This is a genomic window from Calditrichota bacterium (genome assembly GCA_013151735.1).
In the GTDB taxonomy this organism is placed as follows: domain Bacteria; phylum Zhuqueibacterota; class JdFR-76; order JdFR-76; family BMS3Abin05; genus BMS3Abin05.
Map to the genome: position 1 here is coordinate 1 of JAADHR010000197.1, position 26,361 is coordinate 26,361.

Annotated in this window: 22 protein-coding genes; 9 read left to right on the top strand and 13 right to left on the bottom strand. The window is 46.8% G+C overall.

Going from position 1 to position 26,361, the window contains the following annotated elements; genetic code table 11:
• The 4 genes from GXO76_13870 to GXO76_13885 form a co-directional block, all read right to left on the bottom strand.
• Positions 1-673 (bottom strand): aldehyde dehydrogenase family protein (locus GXO76_13870; GenBank protein NOY78944.1); only part of this gene is annotated, 673 nt, incomplete at its 3' end.
• A gap of 280 nt (positions 674-953) precedes the next feature.
• Complete coding sequence (locus GXO76_13875) at positions 954-1,319, bottom strand: hypothetical protein (protein NOY78945.1); 366 nt, start codon at positions 1,317-1,319, stop codon at positions 954-956.
• A gap of 326 nt (positions 1,320-1,645) precedes the next feature.
• Entirely contained in the window at positions 1,646-3,022 is a 1,377-nt protein-coding gene (locus GXO76_13880; GenBank protein NOY78946.1) for a sigma-54-dependent Fis family transcriptional regulator, read from the bottom strand.
• Between the two features lie 12 nt (positions 3,023-3,034).
• Complete coding sequence (locus GXO76_13885; GenBank protein NOY78947.1) at positions 3,035-4,465, bottom strand: OmpA family protein; 1,431 nt, start codon at positions 4,463-4,465, stop codon at positions 3,035-3,037.
• A gap of 437 nt (positions 4,466-4,902) precedes the next feature.
• On the opposite strand from GXO76_13885, the gene ybgF reads away from it, so the two are divergent.
• Entirely contained in the window at positions 4,903-6,231 is a 1,329-nt protein-coding gene (ybgF, locus tag GXO76_13890; protein ID NOY78948.1) for a tol-pal system protein YbgF, read from the top strand.
• Between the two features lie 66 nt (positions 6,232-6,297).
• Here ybgF and GXO76_13895 read toward each other — a convergent pair whose 3' ends face one another.
• The 9 genes from GXO76_13895 to GXO76_13935 form a co-directional block, all read right to left on the bottom strand.
• Positions 6,298-7,608, bottom strand: coding sequence for a glycine--tRNA ligase (locus GXO76_13895; GenBank protein NOY78949.1), 1,311 nt, complete (start codon positions 7,606-7,608; stop codon positions 6,298-6,300).
• A gap of 21 nt (positions 7,609-7,629) precedes the next feature.
• The gene (gene recO, locus GXO76_13900; protein NOY78950.1) at positions 7,630-8,385 is read right to left on the bottom strand and encodes a DNA repair protein RecO; all 756 of its coding nucleotides are present in this window, start codon (positions 8,383-8,385) and stop codon (positions 7,630-7,632) included.
• A gap of 15 nt (positions 8,386-8,400) precedes the next feature.
• Positions 8,401-9,798 (bottom strand): magnesium transporter, encoded by a 1,398-nt coding sequence (mgtE, locus tag GXO76_13905; GenBank protein ID NOY78951.1) that lies wholly within the window; start codon positions 9,796-9,798, stop codon positions 8,401-8,403.
• Positions 9,753-10,556 (bottom strand): ribosomal RNA small subunit methyltransferase A, encoded by an 804-nt coding sequence (gene rsmA / locus GXO76_13910; protein ID NOY78952.1) that lies wholly within the window; start codon positions 10,554-10,556, stop codon positions 9,753-9,755. Before rsmA ends, mgtE begins: the two co-directional genes overlap by 46 nt.
• Positions 10,549-11,322, bottom strand: coding sequence for a TatD family hydrolase (locus GXO76_13915; GenBank protein ID NOY78953.1), 774 nt, complete (start codon positions 11,320-11,322; stop codon positions 10,549-10,551). Before GXO76_13915 ends, rsmA begins: the two co-directional genes overlap by 8 nt.
• Before the next feature lie 54 nt (positions 11,323-11,376).
• On the bottom strand, positions 11,377-13,482 hold the full coding sequence (gene metG / locus GXO76_13920) for a methionine--tRNA ligase (protein ID NOY78954.1): 2,106 nt from the start codon (positions 13,480-13,482) through the stop codon (positions 11,377-11,379).
• Positions 13,479-14,360: a stage 0 sporulation family protein gene (locus GXO76_13925; GenBank protein NOY78955.1), complete on the bottom strand. Its 882-nt coding sequence runs from the start codon at positions 14,358-14,360 to the stop codon at positions 13,479-13,481. The genes metG and GXO76_13925 overlap by 4 nt, the downstream gene beginning before the upstream one ends.
• A 395-nt stretch (positions 14,361-14,755) precedes the next feature.
• Complete coding sequence (gene holB, locus GXO76_13930) at positions 14,756-15,841, bottom strand: DNA polymerase III subunit delta' (protein ID NOY78956.1); 1,086 nt, start codon at positions 15,839-15,841, stop codon at positions 14,756-14,758.
• Between the two features lie 11 nt (positions 15,842-15,852).
• Entirely contained in the window at positions 15,853-17,019 is a 1,167-nt protein-coding gene (locus GXO76_13935) for a peptidoglycan DD-metalloendopeptidase family protein (GenBank protein ID NOY78957.1), read from the bottom strand.
• 289 nt (positions 17,020-17,308) lie between these two features.
• On the opposite strand from GXO76_13935, the gene GXO76_13940 reads away from it, so the two are divergent.
• The 8 genes from GXO76_13940 to ftcD form a co-directional block, all read left to right on the top strand.
• Positions 17,309-18,514: a hypothetical protein gene (locus GXO76_13940; protein NOY78958.1), complete on the top strand. Its 1,206-nt coding sequence runs from the start codon at positions 17,309-17,311 to the stop codon at positions 18,512-18,514.
• Positions 18,515-18,615: 101 nt separating this feature from the next.
• The gene (locus GXO76_13945; protein ID NOY78959.1) at positions 18,616-19,770 is read left to right on the top strand and encodes a hypothetical protein; all 1,155 of its coding nucleotides are present in this window, start codon (positions 18,616-18,618) and stop codon (positions 19,768-19,770) included.
• A gap of 195 nt (positions 19,771-19,965) precedes the next feature.
• Positions 19,966-21,105 carry a hypothetical protein gene (locus GXO76_13950; GenBank protein ID NOY78960.1) on the top strand — a complete coding sequence of 380 codons (1,140 nt, stop codon included), beginning with the start codon at positions 19,966-19,968 and terminating at the stop codon, positions 21,103-21,105.
• Between the two features lie 95 nt (positions 21,106-21,200).
• On the top strand, positions 21,201-22,232 hold the full coding sequence (locus GXO76_13955; GenBank protein NOY78961.1) for a DUF4931 domain-containing protein: 1,032 nt from the start codon (positions 21,201-21,203) through the stop codon (positions 22,230-22,232).
• Positions 22,233-22,796, top strand: coding sequence for a thymidine kinase (locus tag GXO76_13960; GenBank protein NOY78962.1), 564 nt, complete (start codon positions 22,233-22,235; stop codon positions 22,794-22,796). It abuts the gene before it with no gap.
• 26 nt (positions 22,797-22,822) lie between these two features.
• Positions 22,823-24,091: a NupC/NupG family nucleoside CNT transporter gene (locus tag GXO76_13965; GenBank protein NOY78963.1), complete on the top strand. Its 1,269-nt coding sequence runs from the start codon at positions 22,823-22,825 to the stop codon at positions 24,089-24,091.
• A gap of 157 nt (positions 24,092-24,248) precedes the next feature.
• On the top strand, positions 24,249-25,088 hold the full coding sequence (locus tag GXO76_13970) for a purine-nucleoside phosphorylase (protein ID NOY78964.1): 840 nt from the start codon (positions 24,249-24,251) through the stop codon (positions 25,086-25,088).
• Between the two features lies 1 nt (position 25,089).
• Positions 25,090-26,361, top strand: a 1,272-nt coding sequence (gene ftcD / locus GXO76_13975; protein ID NOY78965.1) for a glutamate formimidoyltransferase, incomplete at its 3' end; no start/stop codon positions are given.

Consider the following 26,361-nt stretch of genomic DNA (forward strand, 5'->3'; position numbering starts at 1 on the left):
AAATCAGGTCGATATCCGGATGTTCAACAATTGGGATGCCGACTCCATTACCTGTTCCGTGGACCAGGTTAATGGCCTGTGGCGGGACACCTGCATCCAGGAAAATTTCAACCAATTTGGTGGCCGTTGCCGGGGGATCACTGGCAGGTTTAAAGACCACCGTGTTGCCAGTGAGAAGGGCCGGAAAAATTTTCCAGGTGGGAATAGCCATTGGGAAATTCCATGGGGAAATAACCCCTGCCACGCCAATCGGAATACGCATGGTCATATTAAATTTATTGGGTAATTCGGAGGGAACGGTATGCCCGAAAAGGCGGCGGCCCTCTCCAAAGGCGTAATAAGCGGTGTCAATGCCTTCCTGCGTGTCTCCGCGTGTTTCTGCAATCACCTTTCCCATTTCGCGGGTCATCAAGCGCGAGATTTCTTCCTTTCGCTCAACCATGATGTCGCCCGCCTTTTTCATAATTTCGGCTCGTACAGGAGCCGGTACCAGGCGCCATTCATTAAAGGCCTTTTTGGCCGCTTTTACAGCCAGGTCAACATCCTCTTTTGAGGATTTTGGGAAAATACCCACAATTTCATCCCAGTTTGCCGGATTACGGTTTTCAAATGTTTCACCCGATTTGGAACCCACCCATTCGCCATTAATAAAATTTTTGTAAATATCAGCCATTTTAGCCTCCGCTCTATTTAGAGATTCTGATTCATCGTTGCTGGGGCTCTCCGCCCTGCACGGATCCAACACGAAACTTTCGATTTCCCCTCATTTTTTGTGTTTTTTCCATAATTGCGGGGGAGTAAGAGTCTAATTTTAAACCTATTAATGATAGCAAAATTTCTTTAAAATGTCAAGTTAATTACTTCCAAGTTTTAACGGGAAAATAAAAAAAGCCAACGAGGAACTCGTTGGCTTTTCGTGGTGGGTAGGAAACGATGCGAGGATCTTATCCCCTTTACTCACCCCCTAAAAAATCGTGAATGATGTGCCGCAATTTTATAATTCCCATCAAGTAGGTTTTTCTTTCTACAGGAATTGAAGCATATCGCCTAAAAAAATCCTTGAGATAAATAAATTCTCCCTTGGCATCCTTTTTGAGCAAATCCGTCGTCAATTGAAAAGCCGTATTTTGCAGGTCAATTTCGTTAAAAAAGGGCTTTTGGGATTTTTCACTGGACTGGATCATACTAAATCGCAAATGAACCAAAATAATTTTGTAGATAATATCGATCCACAAAAGTAAATCAGTTGCCCCCAGCGGGTGATCTGCGATTTGGCCGGTAACTCCCCACTTTCTATGAAAAGGTTTGGTTCTCAACATTAGTAGGCCTCAACTCATTTGCATTGCGCTTTACATAATTATATAACAATATTTATGCCAGAAAAGGATAATTGCCAAACGGGTTCGCCTATTATTAATAATATTAAGGGAATAGGATATGCCCCAATCAAAATGAGCTGAATGCCTCAAAGGGTGAGGTGTAATCTTTTTGCAACATTATCTCCCAAAATGTCAGCAAAAAGAGACAAACATGGGAGAAAGTGAGCGCTACACCATTTTTTTACCAGAACCTGCGGGGGTTTTTCAAGAGGCCGGTTTTAATGTTTTTCAGGATTTTTCGGGGGTGGAGAATAGCTTTTGCGAAATCAACCCTTCACGAGACCATAGATTTGAATTTTCTTGTAAAGATAGGTCCGGGCAATTTTCAAATCCTGTGCTGATTTTGCAACATTCCAATCATTCTTTTCCAGGGTTTTGCTAATAAGGTCTTTCTCGAACGCCTCTTTTGCTTCTTTGAGGCCCCTGTTTAATCTTTGGCTGGTTAGTGCTTTTTCATTGGCATCGGGAAGTTTGGTTTTACGCTCCCAGATGGTCATAAGTTCTTCTTTTGATATGATCTGGGATGACGTCATAATGACCAGTTTCTCGATCAGGTTTTTTAGTTCTCTCACATTTCCAGGCCAGGAATACCGCATGAGAGAATGGATGGCTTCCGATTCAAGGCTTTTTATGGGGATTGAATATTTTCTTGAGAAGAAACGAAAGAAATGTTTCACCAAAATGGGGACGTCGCTTATGCGTGCCCGGAGCGGAGGGGTATGAATGGTAACCACATTGAGTCGGTAGTAGAGGTCTTCACGGAAACGGCCGGCCTTCATCTCATCAGCCAATTTCTTGTTGGTGGCTGCGATAATCCGCGTGTCCACATGAATGGATTGAGTGGAGCCAATTTTCTGGATGACGCCGTCTTCAATTGCATGAAGGACTTTTGCCTGTGCCGTGAGGCTCATATCGCCAATTTCGTCCAAGAAAAGAGTGCCGCCGTTTGCCCGCAAAAACTTTCCTTTATGCTCATTTGTGGCGCCGGTAAAGGCCCCTTTTACATGACCAAATAATTCGTTTTCTATGAGATTTGCGGGAATCGCTGCGCAGTTTACTTCGATAAAAGGTCCGCTGGCCCGGTCGCTTTTCCGATGAATGGCCCGGGCAACCAATTCCTTTCCGGTGCCATTTTCGCCCAAAATCAGAACGCGACTGTTGGTTTTTGCAACCAGCTCGATGCTCTCTTTAAGCGTTTGAATTTCCTGACTTTCTCCCACAATACTTTCCTGAATGTCCGCCTTTTTCCGAAGCTCAATGTTTTCCACAATAAGGCGTTTTCGTTCAAGGCAATTCTTGATGGCAAGCAGCAAGCGTTCGTTCGGGAAGGGGCGGATGAGAAAATCATATGCTCCGAGCCGCATGCATTGAATAATTTCTTCGGTGTCACTGGTATCTGACATCATGATGATATCGACCGGAATCCCATTATTTCGAATGCTTCGGAGAACCGTTGTCCCATTACCATTGCTAATTCCGGTTGAAAGCATCAGAATATCAACGGCTTGATCATGCAAAAAATCAATCAGGTCGTGAGGATCCGAATAGGCAAAAACAATAAAATCTTGTTTTTCCAGGAATTCCTTCAATTGGGCTTGAAGGGTTGGGTTGTCTTCGCCGATTAATAAAACTTCCCCTGCCATCTGGGTCGCCCTTTATTTTATGCGTATGAATTCAATTCTCCGGTTTTGTGCACGTCCCCTTTGGGTTGCATTGCTTGCAATCGGATCGTCCTCGCCATAACCGATGGCACGAATGCGTCGGGGGGAGATTCCCCGGTTCACAAGATATTGTTTAACGGCTTCTGCCCGCTTTTGGGAAAGCCGCAGGTTAAAGGCGCGGGAGCCGACGCTGTCGGTGTAGCCGCGGATTTCAACCTCGACGTCGGGGTTTTGGGCCAGAGATTCATAGACCGTGTCCAAAATAGCATAAGAATCGGGTGTCAGGTAAGCGCTTCCGCTCTGAAAACGAACACCTTTGAGAATAATACGGCCGCCCTTTTTGAGCATGGGTTTGGGTTTTTCATCCGGACAGCCGTCGTCATCCTGATAGCCGTTGATGGTTTCCGCGGCGTTCGGGCACTTATCCCGGACATCGGGGATGCCATCTTGATCATTATCGAGATCAGGGACGCCGTCTTTGTCCTGAAAGCCGTCGAAATCTTCTGGCTGATTAATTGCTTTGTCCAGCGAATCGGGGATGCCGTCCTTGTCATTGTCGTAATCGGGGCATCCGTCGGTATCCTGAAAACCATCGAAATCCTCTGCCTTATTGGGGCACCGGTCCAGACTATCCGGGATACCATCGCCATCGTTATCGTAATCCGGCTCGCCATCGTAGTCTTCATAATTATCAAAATCTTCCGGATGCGTTGGATCGACATCCAATCGGTCTTCGATTCCATCTCCGTCAGTATCGCGATAGCCGGTGTTGTAAAATCGAAATTCAATTCCGGCTTCCACAATTCCCCGATTGTCGTCGGCGGGTCCTCCATCGAAGCTTAAGCCGATGGTGTCGTCATTTCCTTTAAAAATATAGTGGAATCTAAAAAATAAGGACGTGCCCACCTTGTCGGAAAAGATTTTTTCCAATCCAAAGCCTGCAACTAATGTGCCATTTACAATGTCTCCCCGCCCGGGAATGCTTTCTCCCCGTTCCAGGGGTGATGTTGTATTGGAAATATCCCGGATTTCCCAATCCAGAATTCCTCCCCCAACTGAAAAAAACGGGCGAAAAGATTCGTCCGGGAACGGGATGTACACCAATTGTGTCCAGACCGGCATGAGTAGCGTATGGTAATGGCTGATGTGGGTAAACTGGGATCCGCCGGAATTTCGCGGATACACCCACCCATAGGATGCATTCAGATCAACAGCCAAGCGGCCGGAAAATCCATAACGAACAGACAGGCCGGCCCACGGTTCAATTGTGGACAGATCGGTTTGACCGAGCACCATTTTTACCGGGCCGCCGGTGAAACCAACACCCCATCGATGGCTGAGATTCTGAGAAAATGTGAGGGTCGCTGTTAATAAAATTGGGAAAAGAATAACGCCAATCATTCGGAAAAAGATATGCGCTTTCATGTTTTTCTCCCTTTCTTGTGAAAAATTTGATACAAGTGTATCATCAGTGAACGAAAAAATCCCCTTGAAAAAAGGGTTTAACATCTGACATGAAATTTAAATTTGACATCCGGAAGATTTTTTCTTATTTAATTATTGAGTTCCCTCACCATAAAGAAATAATTTATTAACCGCAGAAACAGTTTTCGTTTGATATAAGAATTCTTGGTACTTTTCAGAAGTTGTATCCATTTTCCCCAGCCCTTATAAAAAGAGCGGCGCAGGGGAGCACCCATTCACAAATGCTGAATCTGCCAGAGGGGGTCGGTTCAATCATTGCAAACTCCGTTAAAGCATCTCGGCGATAAGGATATCCCCAGCAAGGCCGTTTCAGGCATAAAAATTGCTGTCTTCTTCTTAGATTCTTTCATTATGATAAAATTTCAGGAGGATTAAAAATGAAAACCTTGAACAAAGGTATCCTATTTCTGGTTATTGGTTTTTTGATTGCAAGCACGAGCTTTGCTGAGAACCAGAGAAAATACGGCATTGGTTTCGACAGTGGTTTTCAGCGTATTCAAGGCGGATCGCCCACCAACTATTTTAGCGCTGTTTACGGCTTGTACGGCGTCTACAATTTGGGTCCCAAGTATTCCATCCATTTGCGGGCCAGCTATGGAAAGCTGGAAAGCAATAATGGGGGGTATTATTGGTCCTCGCTGACGCCGATAGAGGCCTTTTTTTCTTACAAAATTCTGCGTACACCAAAATTCGAGCCGGCCGTCCATTTTGGCGTGGCTGCCTATCGCTTCACAAATGCCACATTTGCCCCCAAACATTATTATGACGGAGCCGTTTTTCCCGGTATTGATATTCAATATTATCCGTTTCCGAATGTTTCCGTACTTTTTTCGGCAGATTTTAAGCTGACAACGGGAAAAGAATTGGACAATGCACCGACCGTTCGCGACGGCTACGCGGTGATCCGGGGCGGCTTGACCTATTATTGGCTAAAACAATCGGAGAAAAAGCGATTCCGCCCGAAGAAAAAATTGCCCGCGCCCGGTACACAAGTCGTGTCAAAGAACAATCAGAAAACACGCGTTCAAAATCCGCAGGCATCTGCAGGCAATGAAGAAGATGTGTATCTCAAAGTTGTCGAATTGAAATCAACCATCGATAATCTTGAGCAAAAACTGAAACAGAAACAGGCGCAAATTGATGAACTTAAGGTTTTATTGAATATTAAGAAAGACAAAATCGCCATATTGGATTCAAAAGTAAAGAATCTGCAAACTCAGGTGGCAAGCGGCCAACCCTATTCTCCGGAGAAAAATGCCCAATTTACACGCTCCAACACAATACCTCAACGAGGGAAGGCAGTTCGTGCATCCGCGAACATCGGTTTCAGACAGGCGTATAAAGAAGCCCTGAAAGAATTCAATTCACGCAGATACAAAAAGGCTATTCAAGATTTTTCTCTTTTAATACAGACAAATCCGAACCACCCACTTGCCAGCAATTGTCATTATTGGATTGGTGAGAGTTATTATGCACTCAAAAACTATCAGAAAGCCAAAAGCGCATTTGAGAGTGTATTGTCGTATCAGAAAACGTACAAAAGGGAACCGGCATTGCTCATGTTGGGATTATCGTATTTGAGACTGGGTGATAAAGAACAAGCCAAAGAACAATTGAGCACACTTGTTCGAAAGTATCCGCATTCTGTATATGCAAAGAAAGCAAAACGTCTGTTAAAAAGAATTGAGCGAGCGAGCATTTCCTGATCATCAGGTTTGATGACATATGAAAAGCCTGCCCCGTAATCCTATCGGCAGGCTTTTTTATTTTATTTATATCTCTAATTTATCGGAAAAATAGGTCAACAGCTGTGCCGAAGCAACTCGTTCCTGTTTCATCGTGTCTCGGTGGCGAATGGTAACGGTTTGGTCTTCCAGTGTCTGAGAATCGACTGTTACGCAATAGGGGGTTCCAATTTCATCTTGACGGCGGTAGCGGCGACCGATGGCCCCGCTTATATCGTAAAAGGTCTTGTATTTTTTCTGTAGATCTGCCTGAATTCTTTGGGCAATTTCCGGCATTCCTTCTTTTTTGATGAGGGGGAAAACCGCGATTTTTATAGGAGCAATTTTGGGATTCAGTTTCAGAACCACCCGGGTATCTCCATTGACCTCCTCTTCCCGATAGGCGTCGGAAAGAACGGTTAGTAAGGTGCGGTCAACACCGGCTGAGGTTTCAATGACATAAGGAATATACCGCTCGTGGGTCTGATCATCAAAATAGCGCAGGTCTTTGCCGGAGAATTCCTGGTGCCGACTTAAATCAAAGTCCGTGCGATTGTGAATGCCTTCCAATTCTTTCCACCCGAAGGGGAATTCATATTCGATATCGAAGGCGGCTTTTGCGTAATGCGCCAGCTCATCGGGGCCGTGCTGGTGAAACCGAAGTTTTTCCGGGCGAATTCCCAGTTCACCATACCAGGCCATTCGGGCGGCCTTCCATTTTTCAAAAAATTCTTCGTCGGTTCCGGGTTTGACAAAATACTGCATTTCCATCTGTTCAAATTCACGCGTTCGAAAAATGAAGTTGCCCGGAGTGATTTCATTTCGAAAGGCTTTTCCGATTTGGGCAATTCCAAAAGGAATTTTTTTTCGGGCTGCCTTCTGCACATTCAGGAAATTAACATAAATTCCCTGGGCGGTTTCGGGCCGAAGATAAATGGTATTTGTTTCGTCTTCAACGGGTCCCATAAAGGTTTTAAACATCAAATTAAACTGACGCGCTTCCGTGAGCTCCCCGCCGCAGACGGGGCATTTATCACCCTTAATTTCGTCGGCGCGGAAACGTCGCTTGCATTTCTTGCAGTCAACCATCGGGTCTGTAAAATTCTCAACGTGTCCGGATGCCTTCCAAACCGTGGGGTGCATGATAATGCTGGCGTCAATCCCTTCCACGTCATTTCTCCAAAACACCATTGAACGCCACCAGAATTCTTTAATATTCCGCTTTAATTCCACTCCAACCGGTCCGTAATCCCAGCAGCTATTAATTCCACCGTAGATTTCACTGGATTGAAAAATAATACCGCGTCGTTTACTCAGGGAGACAAGTTTGTCCATCATGTTGCCGCTTGATTTTGCCATTCAGGTCTGACCTCCGAACATTTAGTGTACTGATCGTAAAAAATTAACTGCGCGAAGGGTGGTTAATCCTTCAAAATGTATTTTTAAATAATATAATAAAAAACGTTCAATTTCTAATAATATTTGTTCCGAAACGGTAATTATTCCGATATTTTGCCACGAATAATCTCTCAGAGCCAAAAGAAAGTTTAATCCTTCCAGAGATAAATAAAATTGTGACGATTGATTGACCGAGCATTTTTCGCAAAGGTAGCCGCCCCGGTCAAAATCAAAGTACACGCGGGCCCCGCGGGGAGGCTGTCCGCAATTTAAACATCGTCTTAATTTTGGGTGAAATCCACTGATTTCAATAAAACGCATCAAAAATGCTTCAAAGTAATTTCGGTAATTTTCACTGGCGTTAATCCCTTCAAAAGAGGAAATGATGGTGTGGAAAAGACGCAGATTTCGTTCGCCCAGCAGCTGTGTGCGATAAATAATTTCGGCAATGATGCTCGCATATGAAAACCGGTCCAGATCATCTCTTAAATGTGAAAAGACTTTGACCAATTCGGCATTTGACAAGAACTGGAGTTCCCGGGTTTCCTTAAAATAATAAAGGATTCTCAGATAATTTAATCCATCCAAAAGAGCCCCAAATTTGCTTTTTGGGCTTCGAACGCCCTTTGCAATGAGTTGCAGCCGGCCGTACTCCTTGGAATAAACGGAAACAATTTTACTGGTTTCCTGAAAATCGTGTGTTTTCAGAACAATGGCTTCGGACTTTAGAATGGACATTTTTGTATTTTTGAATTAGGATAAATATTTAATAAAAAAGGTCACCATCGAGAAGTAAATAAGCAGCCCGAAAATATCATTTGAAGTGGTAATAAACGGACTTGTGGCCACAGCCGGATCAATCCCGATTTTTTTGAGCAGGAAGGGGATGAGTGCGCCCATAAATGCTGCATTCTCGATGACCACGATCATGGAGATGCCGATCATCACCCCTAATTTTGCATCGTGGAGCCAGAGACTGGAGATTGTAAAGACGAGTGTAGCCAGAAAAATTCCGTTAATAAAGGCTACCAGGAATTCGTGGAAAAGCCGTTTTCGGGTGTCGATCAGAGCAATTTCACCGGTTGCCAATCCACGAATCACCACCACCGCGGCCTGATTGCCGACATTTCCTCCGACGGCCATGATGAGGGGCACGAAAAAAACAACGGAAATCAGTTGGGCAATGGAGGCCTGAAACCGGCTCATCAGATATCCGGAAATAATTTCTCCGCCAAAAGCCACCAAAAGCCAGGGGAGCCGGGAGCGGCTCACCTTGAATGGTGACATCTCCGGAATATCGGTCTCGGTAATACCGGCCATCATCGTCATATCTTCGGAGGCTTCGTTTTCAATGACGTCCACCACATCGTCAATTGTGATCCGACCGACCAGCCGATCCTCTGAATCGACAACCGGTACAGAGACCAGGTCATATTTTTTTACGATTCGGGCAACTTCCTCCTGATCCATGTCTGTGTGTACGGAAATAATATCCGTGTCCATCACATCCTTCACGCGGGCCCCCGGCTTTGAAAGGATCAGTTTTTTCAGAGGAATTTCGCCCACAAGGCGTCCAAAATTATCGACGGCATAAACATTATAGATATCTTCAACCTCTTCTGCTTTTTCCCGGATTTCCTGTATGGCCTCATCCACAGAATCGTCCTGGTTCACTGCCACAAATTCCTTGGCCATAATTCCACCGGCCGTTTCGCTGTGGTGAGCCAGCAGTTCCCGCACTTCTTCCTGTTCTTCCTTGTTAATATTCGAGAGAACGTTTTCGGCCAAGGATTCCGGAAGCTCCGAGATAATATCCGTAGCATCATCCGAATCCATTTCGGTGAGAACTTCCGAGATTTCTTTGGGGTTTAAGTCTTCAAGAAGTTCATCAATCAGGGGTTGATCCAATTCGGTAAGAATTTCCGAGGCGATATCTTTGGGAAGAAGTTTAAAGATGTACCGGCGCTCATCTTCATTAAAATAGCGTAAAATTTCGGCAATGTCTGCCGGGTGCAAATTTAGCAGAATATTCAGAATAAAATGATCGGCTTTTTGATCGACCAGCTCGCGCAAATCGTCGATCGTTTCTCTCAGAGCCTCTTCATTCAGAATGGCGTCGTGCTTGGATGCTTGTTTGACAGGTGTATCCATTCGTCTATTGAAACCTCTTCCGGGCGTCTGTTGAAATTAAATTCCATGCGTTCCTGAATATCAGGCGGAAAAATAGTTTTTAGTGAGTTTCGCAGAAGTTTTCGCCGCTGTTGAAAAGCGGTCTTGATCAATCGTAAAAAATACACGTCATTTTTTGGAATTTGTTCCCTTTGCGATTTCCATGTCAAGTGTATCACAGCGGATTCTACCCGGGGCCGGGGGCGAAAAACTGTTGAGGGAACTTTTAAAATGAGCCGCACATTGGCGAATGTTTGAACCCAGATGGATAAAATCCCGTAATTTTTTGTCCGTGGCCGGCCAACCACCCTTTCGGCCACCTCGCGTTGCATCATGAGCGTGGCGCTTCGGGTAAACCGGCGTTCTTCAATCAATTTAAAAAGAACCGGACTTGTAATACCATAAGGCAAGTTGCCCACCACGTGGATTGGCTGTCCGCTGAATTGTGAAAGCTTCAGTGCCAGAAAATCGGCGTGAATGAGAGAAAAATTAGGATTCTTGCCGAAGGCTCTTTTTAAATAATCGGCATAAAAATTGTCCAACTCAACGGCCACGACACGAAAATTTTTGGCCAGCAAAATTTGGGTCAATATTCCCCGCCCCGGGCCAATCTCCAACACGGTTTCTCCGGGTTCGGCCGGGACAGCTTCTACAATTTTCCGGGCGATGTTGGGATCGATCAGAAAATTCTGCCCGAGGCTTTTTTTGGCCGCAGGGAAATCGTTGAATCCTTTAGGCATTTTTCAGTTTTTGAAAGAGCTGATGGGCGTTTTCCGTTGTGATTTTTGCAATATCTTCAAGGGGTACGTGCTTGACCTCGCTGAATTTTTCCGCAATGTATCGAACAAAGGCGGGTTCGTTTCGTTTTCCCCGGAAGGGTACTGGCGCAAGAAATGGAGAATCGGTTTCAATCATAAGTCTGGCGAGAGGAAGTTCCCGAAGTACGTCCGCTGAATCGGCTCTTTTGAACGTAACCGTTCCGGTAAATGAAATCATAAATCCCGCTTCCAAAACCTGAAAAGCTGTGGAAACATCGCTCGAAAAGCAGTGAAAAACTCCTGTAACGGGCGAAAATTCCCTGTTTTGAATGATCGCCAAACTATCCGAATCGGCCTCCCGGTTATGAATGATGACCGGTAAATTTACGTCCCTGGCCAATTGAAGAAATCGCCGAAACACCTGAATTTGCAGATCTCGTGGATTATAATCCCGGTAATAATCGAGACCAATTTCACCGATTGCGACCACTTTTGGATGTGTCGCCCAGTCGTAAAATAGGTGCATACGATTTTCTGAGTAGTCCTGCGCGTCTTGCGGATGAATCCCCACAGCGGCATAAATCTGGGGATAACGTTCGGCTAATTCAATGGCCAAAAGGCTGCTCTTTTCATCAACAGAGGGAACAATAATTTTGTCCACCCCCGCAGCCATTGCGCGTTGGATTACCGCGTCGCGATCGGTGTCGAAAGACTCAAAATTCAAATGAGCATGGGTATCGATAAACACATTTACATCCCGGTAATCGTTTGTCAGGATTGGAGGAGAAAAGCATCCAAAATCCTATTTAATTTTGGCGCCGGGTTCAATGTCTTTATCCACGGTAAGAACGGAGATGTAATCACCGGACGAAGCGGCCAACAACATTCCGTTGGATTCCACGCCGCGGATAACGGCAGGCTCCAAATTGGCGACGACAATAATGGTTTTTCCCACCAGGCTTTCCGGCGGGTACGCTTTGGCAATTCCGGCCACAATTTGCCGGACTTCGGTGCCCAGATCAATTTGCAATTTTACCAGGCGATCGGTACCCTCAACCGGTTCAGCGGTCAAAACCTTTGCGACCCGCAAATCTATTTTTTTGAATTCGTCAATAGAAAGCTTATCCATCAATTTTTCCTTTCCTGCCTTTTTGGGTGTTTCGCTCGTCTTTTTTGTGATTTCCCGGGGTGTTTTCATGGAGGGCGCTGTCGGTTCCTGTCCAGCGGCGATGGCAGCCAGACGGGCCGATTCGGCCTCAATCACAGCATCCTCGATCTTTTTGAAAAGAATAGATGCATTGCCCAGACGGTGCCCCGGGCGCAGCGTCAATTTTGAACTATCGTCCCATCGCTGGTCTTTTACGGTTCCCGGCAAATTGAGCATCCGCCAGATTTTTTCTGAAGAAAACGGAAGGATGGGGTGCCACAAAATAGCCAGGGCCCGGCTCAGTTCCAGGCAAAGATAAAGTGTAGTCTTGCATTTTTCGGGGTTCGTCCTGCGAGTGGTCCAGGGCTCCTGATCATTGAAATATTTGTTGGCGAAACGGGATATCTCCATCAATTCGCGGGTGGCGGCCCGAACCTCATATTTTTCAAAAAGGGCACCGATTTTGGTGGGAGCCTTTTCCAGTTGGGCAATTAGCTCCGCGTCAAGGGAATCAAAAGCCCCCGGTACCGGCACCTTTCCGTTAAAATACCGATCGACGAAGGATAGGGTTCGGTTGACGAAATTTCCCAGAATATCCGCCAGTTCGTTGTTGTTGCGACTTTGAAATTCCTTCCACGAAAAGTCCGCGTCTTTCGATTCAGGCGCATTGGCGGCAAGTGTGTACCGAAGCGGATCGGGAGGGAATTTTTTCAGATAATCATCCAGCCAGACCGCATAGTTCTTGCTTGTGGAAAGTTTTCGGCCCTCCAGGTTCAGAAATTCATTGGCCGGAATGTCCGTTGGAAGAATGTAATCTCCCCGGCCCATGAGCATAGCCGGCCAGACAATGGCATGAAAAACGATGTTATCCTTGCCGATGAAATGCACCAGTTTGGTTTGGGGATCGAGCCAGTAATCTTTCCACCGATCCGGATGGCCTATTTTAAGAGCCCATTCTTTTGTAGCGGAAATGTACCCGATTGGGGCTTCAAACCAGACGTACAAAACCTTGCCCTCGTGGTTTTTCAGGGGAACGGGAACACCCCAGTCCAGGTCCCGCGTAACGGCACGGTCCTCCAGCCCTTCCTGGAACCAGCCGTAGCAAAAGTTTTTGACATTGTCTTTCCAGCTGGTTTTGGAATCGATCCAGGCCTTAATCTGATCCTGGAAGCGCGCCAACGGCAGGAACCAGTGGGTGGTCTGCCTCAGGATGGGCGTGGTTCCGCACACGGCACATTTGGGATCAATCAGCTGGGTGGGTTCTAACCATTTGCCGCATTTTTCACACTGATCCCCCCTTGCCTCCGGGTTTCCGCAGTGAGGGCAGGTGCCCACCACATAGCGATCGGCCAGAAAGCGCTTGCACTTCGGGCAATAGAATTGTTCCGTTGTGTGGGTCACCAGCAATTTTTTCCGGTACAGGCGCAGGAAAAATTCTTGAGCCGTCCGATGGTGAATCTTAAGAGAGGTACGGGAAAAATTGTCAAAATCGATTCCAAATTTTTCAAAATGGATTTTATGGTTTTCATGATAGTAATCGACCACATCCTGAGGCGTTGTTCCCTGTTTTTCGGCGGCAATGGTAATGGGCACGCCGTGTTCATCGGTGCCGCAGATAAAAATAACATCATTTTTATTTAATTTCTGGTAACGCACATAAATATCGGCAGGCAAATAGGCTCCGGCCAAATGACCCAGATGAATGGGGCCGTTCGCATAAGGAAGCGCGCTGGTTACTAGAATCTTTTTCTTTTCACTCATGAAACACCTTTTTTATTCTTATGTGACCGATGGTGATTGGAATTTTTCTTCACATTTTCGTGTTTTCCCTGCAAAATAAGATTTGTGATTTCGTCCAGACTGTATCGGGTGATGCCTTCGCCGTTTATTCGCAGGTAAACCTCCTCTTTCAAAATATCAATCCGTTCAACTGTTCCAACACCATCGGGTGTTTTAATGGTACTGCCCACGTCCGGGAAACGCTGGTTGGCTTTCTGGTAGAAATCGCGCTCAAAACGTAAACAACATTTCAGCCGGCCACAAACCCCGGATAGTTTTGTAGGATTGAGCGGTAAATTCTGTTCCTTGGCGTGTTGCGTGGTGATCGGATCAAATTCGTGCAAAAAACTGGTACAGCAGAGCTGGCGGCCGCAAGGTCCGTATCCGCCCAATCGTCTGGCTTCATCGCGAACACCAATTTGCCGAAGTTCAATACGCGTCCGATAAATTGAGGCAAGGTCCTTGACCAGTTCACGAAAGTCGACACGTTTATCTGCAGTAAAATAAAAGGTTAATTTATTGCGATCAAATTGGTATTCCACGTCTACCAGCTTCATTTGGAGGTGGTGCGCCGTGATTTTCACTTTGCACATGTCGAAGGCATCCCGTTCGAGTGCGCGGTTCTCTTCGTAACGCCGCAGATCTTTTTCGTTTGGCTTCCGTAAAATCTTTCTCAGGTTGGATTCGTCCTGGATGCCTTTCAGAGAGGCCAAAATTCCAACCTGGAGAATAATGCCCAGGTCTTCACCCCGATCGGCTTCCACAATGGCATAATCGCCGACGCGAAAGGGAAATTGAAGAGGGTTACTGAAATATTCTTTTCGATTCCCCTTGAACCCAATTTCCAGAATTTGACTCATTTATAGATACCTCGCTCATATACTCGTAAGAGTGGATGTCCGTCGCGCTTGCTCAAAATTGGGTGGGGATGAGGTCTCTTCTATGTGTGTTGAAAAAGAACACGAAAGAAAAATCACATAATGAAAATTGTAAAAAGTTATTTCAGTTGATTTCCGGAATTAAAACCGAATCCTTTTTCGACAATGGCCGTCAAGAAAATAAATCCCTGTTGGCAATACCGCCGGAGACAGAGCGAAAAACCACGGTCACCTTTTTACAATTTAGAGTAATATCTATGTTAATTTTTTTATCAATCAGACCTCATTCAACCCAATTTCTTGCACATTGAGTACGATTGGTGGTTGAAAATTGAGAAAAAACCCTCAGAAGCGATTTTCCAAAATCACCAGGGGGCTCAAATCAGCTGTCTTTTAAATAACAGCATAAAATCAATTAAAATTAGATTAATATAAATATTTTTATCAATTAAATCAATAAGTTTTTCCAGTTCGGAAATAGCATCTTCAATGTCACGATCCTCCAGTAAAATGGCCAATTTTTGAACATCGTCCAGGCGGTCGAAATTGGTCAGCACGGCATGCCAGTCGGGATGATCAAACCGGAGCTCGTGAAAAATGAGTGTGTCCCGAAGCCACAGAAGGGAAAGGGCAAAAAAGTCTTTTATCAGGGATTTATTTTTACCGGAAGCCAGTTTCTCGACAAAGGAAAAGCGTTCCAGATCATCGGAAGACGCTGCAATGATCAGGGATTGAAGCGCCAGATCCCGAAGGGCCTGGTAATCTTCCTGGAGGAAAATCATGGCTTTGCGGAAATTCCCCTGAGCCAGCCGGGAAACCACGGCCGCACGTGTCTCGTCTGTTCCCCTTCGAAGCAATTCTGCCTGGATGTCGGCGGGCCGCAGCGGAGAAAATGGAATGACCTGGCAGCGTGAAACGATGGTTGGCAGGAGCTGGTTGAGCTTGGATGTGGTCAAAATAAGAACGGTCTTTTCAGGGGGCTCTTCCAGCAGTTTTAGAATAGAATTGGCTGCCTGTTCGGTCATGCGATCGGCTTCAGATATAAGAATGACCCGATAGTGGGCATTGTAGATTTTGAGCGACACAAACCGCTTTAAATCCCGGGTATTGTCGATGAGGATTTTGGCCAGGCTGCTTTTGGCCAGCGGAACGTACGGATCCTTTGCTTTTTTCCGTAATTTTTGAGAGAAATCCTTCTCCTGCTCCTTGGATGACGTGGGGTAGACCAGACGGAAATCCGGGTGCGTAAGGGCGCCGAACTGTCGGCAATTGGGGCAGGTATCGCACGGAATGGTTGTTTCGTCGAGGCAGTTTATGGCCTTGGCAAATTCGATAGCCATGGCATCTTTCCCAACGCCTTCCGGTCCGTGGAAAATGTACGATTGGGATATCCGCCCGCTGGCCAGAATTTTGCGCAGCATTTTCTTGACATTCTCCTGCCCGATGACTCGTTCAAAACCCATAGCCGTCCCTTTTAACCTCTCCTTTTTAACCAGATTTCAGGATTAATGATCTTTGTATTTTTCCAGATTTCGAAATGAAGCATGGCCCCCGAAAGAGATCCGGAATTTCCGACCCGGCCAATTTCCTCTCCCTGATGCACCTTTTGTCCGGGAACCACATCAATTTCAGAGAGGTGCGCATAAACGGTGTAGTAACCGCCGTAGTGATCGATAATCAGGATGTTCCCTCTGCCGCGCTGCCACGTAATCGCCGTTACGATGCCGTCGGCAGCAGAGCGCACAGGCGTTCCGAAGGGGGCCCGAATATCGATGCCGATGTTCTCCTGGATGGTGTGGAGCTTTTTGTTTCGCACACGTCCGTAATGATTGATTATTTTCCCTTTTGTTGGCCAGGGAAGTTTGCCCTTAAGGGCAGCAAAGTGGCTGACTTCGCCTCGCCGGGTGGCTGTTGCCGTTCGTGTTTTTTCTTTTGACCGAATAAGCGATTTGATGGCTGCTTCGGCTTCCTGGTATTCCTTGAGTTTTTGAGCATAGATCTTTTTGTTATTTCTGATCCGACTCAGTAATTTTTTTCGCCGGGTCCGCTGAATAGAGAGGTTGCGCTGTTCCTTTTTCTTTTCGGCGATGAGCGCCTTCTGCCGTTCCCAGCTTTTTCGCAACAGATCCGTTTGAACGGCGATTTCTTCCTTTTGTCTTTTGAGTGTCTCAATCCGCCGCCGGTCGGCGTCCATAATGCGTTTTCGGTACTTTAACCAGACCAAGGCTTGATTAATGGATTTCGCCGAAAGAAGAATTTCCAAATCCAGAAGCGGACCTTCTTTGTAATACCGAACGGCCCGGCGGGCATAATCGTTTTTTAAAATCTGGTAATTCGATGTCAGTTTCAATAGACGCTTATTCTGCAAGAAGATTTGATTTCGCTGCTTCATCTCTTCCACGGAGAGTTTTCGCAGAAGTGAGCGAATGAGATCCATTTCCCTCTCGGTCCGTGCCAACTGTTCAAGAACGGAGGTCTCCTTTTTTTTGGAAGATTGGTACTTTTTGCGGTATTTCTGGATTTCCTTTCGAATGGAATGCAGCTTTTTTTGCTGTATTTTGGAAGAAACCTTTTGGGCATGTACAAACGAAGAAGACGGTACCCATTGAAGAAAAAATCCGAACAAGACAAATAATAACAAGTAGTTTAGAAATTTTGGGTTTTTAAACATGCCTTGGTTTTTCGCGTGTTGATTCATTACGGTCTGCCGTTGTCTGTAGAGACACCGGTTTCAATTTCTTAAAAAATAATAGAAAACGTGCCAAAAAGCAACTGAAAAGAATAAGCATTCCTTCAAAATTTTACTTGACAAAATGCCAAATTTTTCGTAAAATCTAACACTACGAAAATCAATTGGTTACTTTGAGGAAACGATTATGAATGGTGATTAACCAGATAATGGACGGCTGATTAAAAACGAAGGAGGAAAAATGGTTAAGCTTCACTTTAACTTCAAGGATTTGTTCCGGTCGGCACGACTGGCGTTCAGTATCCAGCGCGTGTGGATTAATTTTGTTGGGTTGGTCATTGGCTTCCTGCTGTACGATGTTTTTACGTATGTCAGCTTTTTGGCGTCCGGAAAGGGTTTTGTTCCGATGTGGGAACGCTTCGGATTGTTTCCCTGCCTCTTCGGACTGGGCGGCCCCTGGTACAGCTGGGTTCTTTTCTGGGTGGGCGTTCTTCTGCTTGTCGCCATTATTCTTCTCACCAACACCGCCGTCTCCCGGGCCGTTTACATGAATCTGAAAGGCGAAACCTTTTACACCTGGAAAGAGGCGTTTGGATTTTCCCTGAAGCGATGGGGATCCACGGTGGCTGCACCCACGGCGATTATTGGAATTGTTTTATTCTTTGCAATTGGGGCTATTATAATGGGACTGCTGGGGCGCATTCCGTATGTGGGAGAGCTCGGAACGGCCTTGATGACCCTGTTCTACATGAGCTCAGCCCTGTTTGTTTTTTTCCTGATTTTGGTTCTCATTGTGGCTTTGTTTTTTGTTCCTTCAATTATCGCAACGACTAATGAGGATGCGTTTGAAGCCGTTTTTCAATCGTTCTCCATTTCCACCGGCCAGCCCTGGCGGATTATTGGGTATGGATTTGTTGTTTTTGTGGTGGAAGTTCTGGGGTTTGTCATTCTGGCCTGGGCGGTAAAAGAAGCCTTCCTGATTTTTAATTTCCTCTTTGTTGTCGGAATGGGCCACAAATTCCTGGACTTAATGAACAATGGAATGGCGTTGGTCCAAAGCTGGGTGTATCCAACCCTCAATTGGATTCAGTACGCCTTTGGCGATTTCTCCCGCTATTTCTATTTTGCCCGTGATTTCGTGCCAAAAGATGTTCCGGTGGTTATGGAAATTTCCGCATGGATTTTTGCCATTTCCATGCTGGCTGTGGGAGGATTGGTTGTTTCGTACGCCGCAGCAATCGGCAATTCCGGCCTTACCCTGATGTACTTGGTCATGCGCAAACATCAGGATGACGAGAATCTTTTGGAAAGAAAGGAAGAGGAAGAAGAGGAAGAAGAAGAGGAAAAAACCTCCGAAGAGACCCAGACTGAGGACTCTGCCGAGAGTGAAAAATCGGAAGACGAGAACACATCTTCCGGAGAGAAGGAAGAGAAGACCGACGAATAAATTTGAGGAATAGTCAATTTTTAGATGGGGCGTTGGCGGGATTTCCCGGTCAACGCCCTTTTTATGTAAAAGTGATTTACTGCGTAATTGGGTGAAAAGACGTGCCAGTGGAATTATACACCTATTCGGGAAAAACATCCATTCAGGATATTCTTGGGGAGAACATTCTTTACAGGGATCTGAATCCGGTATCCCCACGCGTTCCCCCCTTCAGCCAGATTCGCAAAAAAGTGGACTGGCGGCAACCTTTTCCTCCAAGAAAGGCTTCGCCGGAGTACGCCAGAATCATTCTTGAATATTTGAAGTACCATGATCCGAATTTACCCCGGCAGATTCTTTTCTTTGGAGATACGCCTGGAAATGACGGTGCGGTCGTTCGGAATTTACAGCGGCTCAGCGGCCGGTTAGTCTTTGGCTTTATCGGAAAGGACGTTCCTTCCGAAACGGGAACACTTTCCCCAGACCCCCCTCTTTTTCTGGCCAATCGCTGGGAAGGGATTCCTGAATTTTTTGCCCATATTGAAACCCTCGGCTTTCGCTGGGACCGGAAGACGGCTGTTCTGGTGGACATGGACAAAACCCTGATCGGGGCCCGCGGACGGAATGACTCGGTTATTGATCAGGCCCGGATGGAGGGCGTGAAAAAGCTCATCCAAAAAGCGCTGGACAAACCGTGGCAGGAAGACCATTTTCTCCTCATTTACAAAACCTTTAACGAACCGGCGTACCATTTTTTAACGGAGGATAATCAGGATTATCTGGCCTTTATCTGTTTAGTGATTCTCGCCGGGGTGTGGAGTTTTGAAGATATCGTTGAGCAGCTTGTCCAGAAAAAAATTGCTTCTTTTCAGGAATTTTTAAATCGCACGGCGTTCCTTTTGCAACGCCGGCCTGTGCCGGTTGTTGCCCCCTATTTTGAAGAGGTCTTTCTGGCCACGGTTAAGGGGGATCCGACTCCCTTTAAATCCTTCCGGCGGATGGAATATCTGGCAACCATCGAGAGAATCGATCGGCTCCAAAGCACCGATCCTGCAGAAATCCTTCAATCTGAAATTACCCTGACCCGGGAAATTGTGGATACGATTTTGTTCCTGAAGGAAAAGTCCTTCGGACCGGTCTGGTGTATCTCTGACAAACCCCCCGAAAGCACGTTTCCCACGGATGACCAAAAGCAGAACGGATATCTTCCGCTTCATCAAAAACCGATGAAAATGGTCGGTAAGAATATTAAATCCCGGCTGAAAGAGCCGGGGTAGTCTGTCGGTACGTGGCGGGGTCCGTCCCCCTTTTTCATGAAACGCCGATTGAACTTTTCTGTTGATTCTTTCTCCAAAAAATGTTAAAATGTAATGCGTCTGAAACTTTGCCGTTGCAAAGGATGTAAATAAAAATTGGGGATGCTCGATTCAAAGAGACTGTTCAGTCGGATAATCAGGAAAGGAGTGAGAATCATGATTACGATAGAGCAAGTGGAAGAGTTGTTGTCGTTCAAGGCCGATCCTTTTCTTATGAGCAGTTTGTATTTGAATGTGAATGAAAAACGATTTTCCAAAAAGGAATATGTTATTCAGCTGAAAGACCTCATCAAACAGCGACGGCAGGATATAAAAAATACGGATGTCAGTTCTGAAATAAAAGCCTCCCTTGAAGATGATTTTAAAAAAATGCAAAATTATGTGGAGCAGGAATTTTCCGGGAGGGGCGTCCGCGGTCTGGTTATTTTTTCGGCATCAAAAAGGAATTTTTGGCAGATCTATCATCTTCCCCAACCCGTTAAAAGCCGGCTCCTGATTAACAGCGAGCCCTATGTGCGTCCCCTGACGGCCCTTCTGGATGAATATAAACGCTATTGCACGGTTGTGGTCAGCCGGGACAAAGCCCGTATTTTTGAGGTCTATTTGGGGGAAATCACCGAGCATACGGAAATTTTCAGCCAGGTTCCCGGTAAGGTGCGAATCGCGGGTTGGTACGGACTTGAAGAGCGGAGAATTGAGAGAAACATTGAGGATAAAATTCATCGCCATTTCAAAGGCGTGGCGGACGCAACGCTGGCGTTCTTTAAACGGAAACGATTTGACTGGCTCATTATCGGGGGGAAAAAGGAGAGCATTTCAGCGTTCGAAAAACACCTGCATACCTACCTGCGGGAGCGTATTGTGGGCCGCATTGATTTGGATCCGGATACGTCGCTTCATGAGGCTCTTCTGAAAACCCAGGATGTGGCGCGACAAATGGAACGCGAAGAAGAGGCCCGCTTGATTCAGCATTTGCTGGATGAAGCGAATTCAAATGGTCTGGGAGTCATGGGGCTGGAAGACACGCTTAGAGCGATCTGGCAGGGACAGGTGAATGTGTTGGTAGTAAAAGATGACTTGTCTGTACCGGGATTTATTTGCCCAAAATGCGGCTATATGAGTATCGAAGAATCCGAATGCCCACACGATAAAGTGTCCATGACCCCGACGCCCGACATTTTGGAGGAAGCGGTGGAATCGGCAATTATTCAGAATTGTCAGATCGAACATGTTGCGGAGTCTCAGGAACTGGATAATATCGGAGGAATTGGCGCCATCTTGCGATTCAAGATTTGAAACGTTTGTCCAATTGATCTCAGGGAGAACGTGCCATCTCTGTTTTCCGGGATGGCACATTTTTGTTAATGACCGTGTAAATTAAAGGCTTTTTTATGAATGAATTACGGCGAGACCCGGTGAGCGGCCGCTGGACGATTGTTCTGACGGGAGAAGAGGTTAAGATAACGGATTTATTATCCGTTCCTCACGCAGTGACTAACCAGCCCAGTGAAACCTGCCCCTTTTGCGAAGGAAACGAAAGCCTGACGCCCCCGGAGATCTTTGCGATCCGTCAAACCGATTCCAGCCCCAATTCTCCGGGATGGCGCATTCGTGTGATTCCGGATCGAACCCCCATCCTCCAAAAACACGGAGATATTGATAATCGGGCTGCGGGAATCTACGATGTTTTAAACGGCATTGGCGCCCACGAAATCCTGATTGAACATCCGCATCATTCCATTAATATTCCGGAATTTTCACCTGAGCACATGACGGACATCCTGAAAACCATGCAGCTCAGAATAAAGGAGTTGAAACAGGATCCCCGGTTCCGCTATGTTCTGGTTCATAAAAATTATGGCGAAGCGACCGGAAATACACTAAGGCACGCCTATTCTCAAATCTTGGCGACACCCATTACCCCCCGCCGAATCCGTGACGAATTGCTTAATGCAAAAGAATATTACAGTTACAAAGAACGCTGTGTCTTTTGCGATATCGTTGATGAAGAAATTCGGCGAGAGTCACGCGTGGTCTTGAATGATGGCAACTTTTTGGTTTTTGAACCGTTTGCGGCAGGACGGCCCTTCGAAACCTGGATTCTCCCCCAACGCCACGAGACCTTTTTTGAAATGAATACCGGGCTCCCGGCACTGGCCGAAATTTTCATTACAGTCATGTCAAAGATGAAAAATCTGCTAAATGATCCTTCCTATTTGATTACCCTGCATAACGGACCCAATATTGCCGCTTCGGCAAAACGGGGATACTGGAAGACTCTTAAACACGATTTTCATTGGCATTTTGAGATTGTGCCGCGTTTGCGAAACAGAAGTAGTTTTGAATTGGGTTCGGGCATTCCCATTAATCCGGTTGCACCGGAGGTTGCCGCACGAATCCTACGGGAAAACAAGGGAGAGTAAATGAATATTTTTCGTGATCGAAATATCGGATGGATTGAAGTAATTTGCGGTCCAATGTACAGTGGAAAAACGGAAGAACTGATCCGGCGGTTGAGACGGGCCCAAATTGCCAGGCAAAAGGTGGCCATTTTTAAGCCAAAAATTGATACGCGCTACAGCAATGATCACATTGTTTCCCACAGTGAGCAGCAATTGCCTTCCGTGTCTGTGGAAACGGTGACCGAGATTCGCAAATATGCGGCAGAAGCAGAGGTCATTGGTATTGACGAGGCACAGTTTTTTGGAATGGACCTGATCCCGTTATGCCAGGACCTGGCGGACAGCGGAAAGCGGGTGATTGTGGCCGGATTGGATCTGGATTACCGGGGAGAACCCTTTGAACCGATTCCTCAGCTGTTGGCAGTTGCAGAATACATTACGAAGACATTGGCCATTTGCATGGTGTGTGGAAATCCGGCCAGTCGGACCCAGCGGTTAACCAAAGATGAAGCCCGGGTGGTGGTCGGCGGGCAGGATGTTTACGAGGCCAGATGTCGGAAGTGCTTTGTTCCACCCCATAAGTAATCACTCGATTGAATGGAGACGGCTCTATGGTTGAACGATTAATCAGTTTTGTCGGAATTTTTGTCCTATTGGGCATTGCCTGGTTAATGTCCAATAATCGGAAGAAAATCAGGTTTCGAACGGTCTGGGTGGGCATTGGCATGCAAATTGTTTTTGCCCTGATTATCTTAAAAACAAAGCCCGGTTTGCTTCTGTTTGATTATTCCCGGATTATCATTGATAAACTATTGAGTTTTACGGATTTCGGTTCGGTGTTCTTGTTTGGAAATCTTTATCGGGCCACACCAGACATTGCGCGTGAAGTGGGGGGTGGAGGCCCCTTTCAATTAATGGATGCCAGCACGGGGCATTTTGTAAATGTGGGAACCATTTTCGCGATCCACGTGCTGCCCACGATCATTTTCTTTGCCTCTTTGATGTCCATTCTTTATCACTGGGGAATCATGCAAAAATTTGTAGCGGCTATGGCCTGGATTATGACAAAAGCCATGAAGGTAAGCGGTGCGGAATCGCTTTCGGCGGCTTCCAATATTTTTGTGGGTCAAACCGAAGCACCACTGGTAGTTAAACCCTATGTGTCAAGCATGACCATGTCTGAATTAATGGCCATTATGGTGGGTGGTTTTGCGACGGTTGCAGGGGGAATTATGGCGGCGTACGTGCGTTTCGGAATCGATGCGGGGCACCTCATGGCGGCCAGCGTCATGTCGGCGCCGGCAGCGCTGGTGATGGCAAAAATCATTTACCCAGAAACGAAAGTGCCCCAAACTGCGGACATGGTTAAGGTCAACGTAGAAAAGAATACGGAAAATGTGATCGATGCCGCGGCCCAGGGAGCAGCCGAGGGTCTGCGGTTGGCCTTGAACGTGGGGGCCATGCTTCTGGCATTTATCGCCCTCATCGCCATGATCAACTACGGACTGAGTTTTTTGCACACCAGTCTGAAAGAAATCTTCGGCTACATCTTCATGCCCATTTCATTTTTTATGGGTGTTCCCCCAAAAGATCTGGTTGAGTTTGGAAATTTATTGGGAACCAAGATTTCAATCAACGAATTTGTAGCCTACGTGGAACTGGGGGCCATCAAAAGCCAGCTTTCCCCGCGGACGGTCATTATTGCCACGTATGCCCTGTGCGGCTTTGCAAACTTCAGCTCCATTGCCATCCAAATTGGGGGGATCGGCGGAATTGCTCCCAACAGACGGGGAGATTTGGCCAAGCTGGGATTGCGGGCCATGTTCGGCGGGGCACTGGCATCCTGGCTGACGGCGACCATCGCAGGAATGATCATTTAAAAATCCGAGGAAGCCGCCCCCGGGAGGTGTTCGAGGAAACATGAAAGAAAGCGCAAAGGGCGACACACACGTGCTCATGCATTATCTCTGGAGGCATCGGGGTGAATGGAGTCAGGCTCTTTTTCGTCACTTTAAGAAACGATTTACCGGAACAAAAATGTCAGATTACAAACGAGAGTTAGAAGAAGCAAAGAACTTTTTGGAAAAGCAGGTGCCGAAGTTTCCATCCATCGGAATCATTCTGGGATCGGGATTGGGAAATTTCGCAGAAGAGTTGTCGGATACGATTGAGATTTCGACGAAGGAGATTCCTCATTATCCGGTTTCAACCGTGAGCGGCCACGCCGGGAAGTGGATTTTCGGCAGGATTTCCGGAAAATATGTGCTGGCGATGAAGGGGCGCGTTCATTTCTACGAGGGATACCCGATGCGCCGCGTGGTTTTTCCAACCCATCTCATGGGTGAAATCGGTATTCAAACCCTGTTGGTTACAAACGCTTCGGGTGGAATAAATCCGCTTTTTCGCCCGGGCGACCTGATGCTGATTGAAGACCACATCAATCTTTTTTTTACGAATCCGCTGATCGGGAAAGCAGAATCGGAATTTGGGCCGCGATTCCCGGATATGTCCCATCCGTACGATCCGAACTTGATGGCACTTGCGGAAAGAGTGGCCGCAGAAGAAAAAATCTATTTACAAAAAGGGGTGTTGATCGGGAGCCGCGGCCCCACCTACGAAACAGCGGCGGAAATTCGAATGTTTCAGCGGTTGGGCGGAGATGCGGCCACCATGTCCACCATACCGGAGGTCATTGCCGCCAATCACAGGGGAATGCGGGTGTTGGGAATTTCCTGTATCACCAATCTGGCAACCGGCCTTTCGGCCCAACCCCTTTCGCACAAGGAGGTTACCCTTGTTGCTGACCAGGTCAGAGAAAAATTTCACCGTCTGGTAAAGGCCATTCTTAAAGCACTGCCAAATGAAAACCGGAGGTAGCATGCAGAAGATTGTGGAATGCGTACCCAATTTTAGTGAAGGACGTGATCCGTCCGTGATTGAGGCGATTGCCGAAGCCATCCGGTCAACGGAAGGCGCCATGTTACTGGATGTCGATCCGGGGAAAGCGACCAACCGCACGGTGTACACATTGATCGGATCGCCGGAAGCGGTTGTGGAGGCTGCCTTTCGGGCCGTTAAAAAAGCATCTGAACTGATTGATATGCAGAAACAAAAGGGTGAGCATCCCCGCATCGGGGCGGCCGACGTGGTTCCGTTTGTGCCGGTTTCGGGCGTAACCATGGAGGAATGTGTACAGCTGGCGCATGAACTGGGGAAACGGGTTGGTGAAAGCCTTAAAATTCCCGTCTATCTGTACGAAGAGGCGGCTACCCGCCCGGAGCGGAAAAATCTGGCGGAGATTCGAAAGGGAGAGTATGAAGGGCTTCCGGAGAAATTGAAGGACCCAAACTGGAAACCCGATTACGGGCCGGCCGAATTCAACCCCCGTTCAGGAGCAACGATAATTGGCGCACGCGAGTTTCTGATTGCGTACAATATCAATTTGAATACCCGCGATCGGAAATTAGCCCAGGAAATTGCGTTGAATTTACGGGAATCCGGACGGGCCAAACGGGATGAAACCGGGGCAATTATCCGAAATCCCGATGGAACGGCCGTAAAGATTCCCGGACGGCTAAAGGCCGTGAAAGGGGTTGGCTGGTATATCGAAGAATACGGAATCGCCCAGGTCTCTTACAATCTGACCAATTACAAAATAACCCCGCCGCATGTGGTTTTTGAAGAATCCCAGAAAGAGGCCGAAAAGTTGGGGCTGCGCGTCACCGGAAGCGAGCTGGTCGGGTTGATTCCACTGGATGCTTTGAAGCAGGCCGGGCGGTATTTTCTGGAAAAGCAGGGGAAAACAGGGGGTGTTCCCGAAGAAGAAATTATCCACATTGCCGTAAAATCCCTGGGGCTGGATGAATTAGCTCCGTTTGATCCCAAACAGAAAGTCATTGAATATCGTTTTCAGGAGCGCTTCGGGCCTCTGGCAAAAAGGACGGTTTGGGAATTTGCCAATGAGCTGTCGATGGATTCCCCGACGCCCGGAGGCGGCAGTACGGCGGCTCTGGCAGGAGCGCTGGCGGCGTCTCTTGTGTCGATGGTGGCGAATCTGACATACGGCAACAAAAAATACCGGGAAAACTGGGACGCTGTCAAACCCCTGGCCCTGCGTGCACAGGAATTAAAGGATGCTCTCTTAAAAGCG

Excerpts from the sequence above, each read along its gene's own strand:
- GXO76_13875 (NOY78945.1), bottom strand. The coding sequence starts at position 1,319 with ATGTTGAGAACCAAACCTTTTCATAGAAAGTGGGGAGTTACCGGCCAA.
- GXO76_13880 (NOY78946.1), bottom strand. The coding sequence starts at position 3,022 with ATGGCAGGGGAAGTTTTATTAATCGGCGAAGACAACCCAACCCTTCAA.
- GXO76_13885 (NOY78947.1), bottom strand. The coding sequence starts at position 4,465 with ATGAAAGCGCATATCTTTTTCCGAATGATTGGCGTTATTCTTTTCCCA.
- ybgF (NOY78948.1), top strand. The coding sequence starts at position 4,903 with ATGAAAACCTTGAACAAAGGTATCCTATTTCTGGTTATTGGTTTTTTG.
- GXO76_13895 (NOY78949.1), bottom strand. The coding sequence starts at position 7,608 with ATGGCAAAATCAAGCGGCAACATGATGGACAAACTTGTCTCCCTGAGT.
- recO (NOY78950.1), bottom strand. The coding sequence starts at position 8,385 with ATGTCCATTCTAAAGTCCGAAGCCATTGTTCTGAAAACACACGATTTT.
- mgtE (NOY78951.1), bottom strand. The coding sequence starts at position 9,798 with ATGGATACACCTGTCAAACAAGCATCCAAGCACGACGCCATTCTGAAT.
- rsmA (NOY78952.1), bottom strand. The coding sequence starts at position 10,556 with ATGCCTAAAGGATTCAACGATTTCCCTGCGGCCAAAAAAAGCCTCGGG.
- metG (NOY78954.1), bottom strand. The coding sequence starts at position 13,482 with ATGAGTGAAAAGAAAAAGATTCTAGTAACCAGCGCGCTTCCTTATGCG.
- GXO76_13925 (NOY78955.1), bottom strand. The coding sequence starts at position 14,360 with ATGAGTCAAATTCTGGAAATTGGGTTCAAGGGGAATCGAAAAGAATAT.
- holB (NOY78956.1), bottom strand. The coding sequence starts at position 15,841 with ATGGGTTTTGAACGAGTCATCGGGCAGGAGAATGTCAAGAAAATGCTG.
- GXO76_13940 (NOY78958.1), top strand. The coding sequence starts at position 17,309 with ATGGTTAAGCTTCACTTTAACTTCAAGGATTTGTTCCGGTCGGCACGA.
- GXO76_13950 (NOY78960.1), top strand. The coding sequence starts at position 19,966 with ATGATTACGATAGAGCAAGTGGAAGAGTTGTTGTCGTTCAAGGCCGAT.
- GXO76_13955 (NOY78961.1), top strand. The coding sequence starts at position 21,201 with ATGAATGAATTACGGCGAGACCCGGTGAGCGGCCGCTGGACGATTGTT.
- GXO76_13960 (NOY78962.1), top strand. The coding sequence starts at position 22,233 with ATGAATATTTTTCGTGATCGAAATATCGGATGGATTGAAGTAATTTGC.
- GXO76_13965 (NOY78963.1), top strand. The coding sequence starts at position 22,823 with ATGGTTGAACGATTAATCAGTTTTGTCGGAATTTTTGTCCTATTGGGC.
- GXO76_13970 (NOY78964.1), top strand. The coding sequence starts at position 24,249 with ATGTCAGATTACAAACGAGAGTTAGAAGAAGCAAAGAACTTTTTGGAA.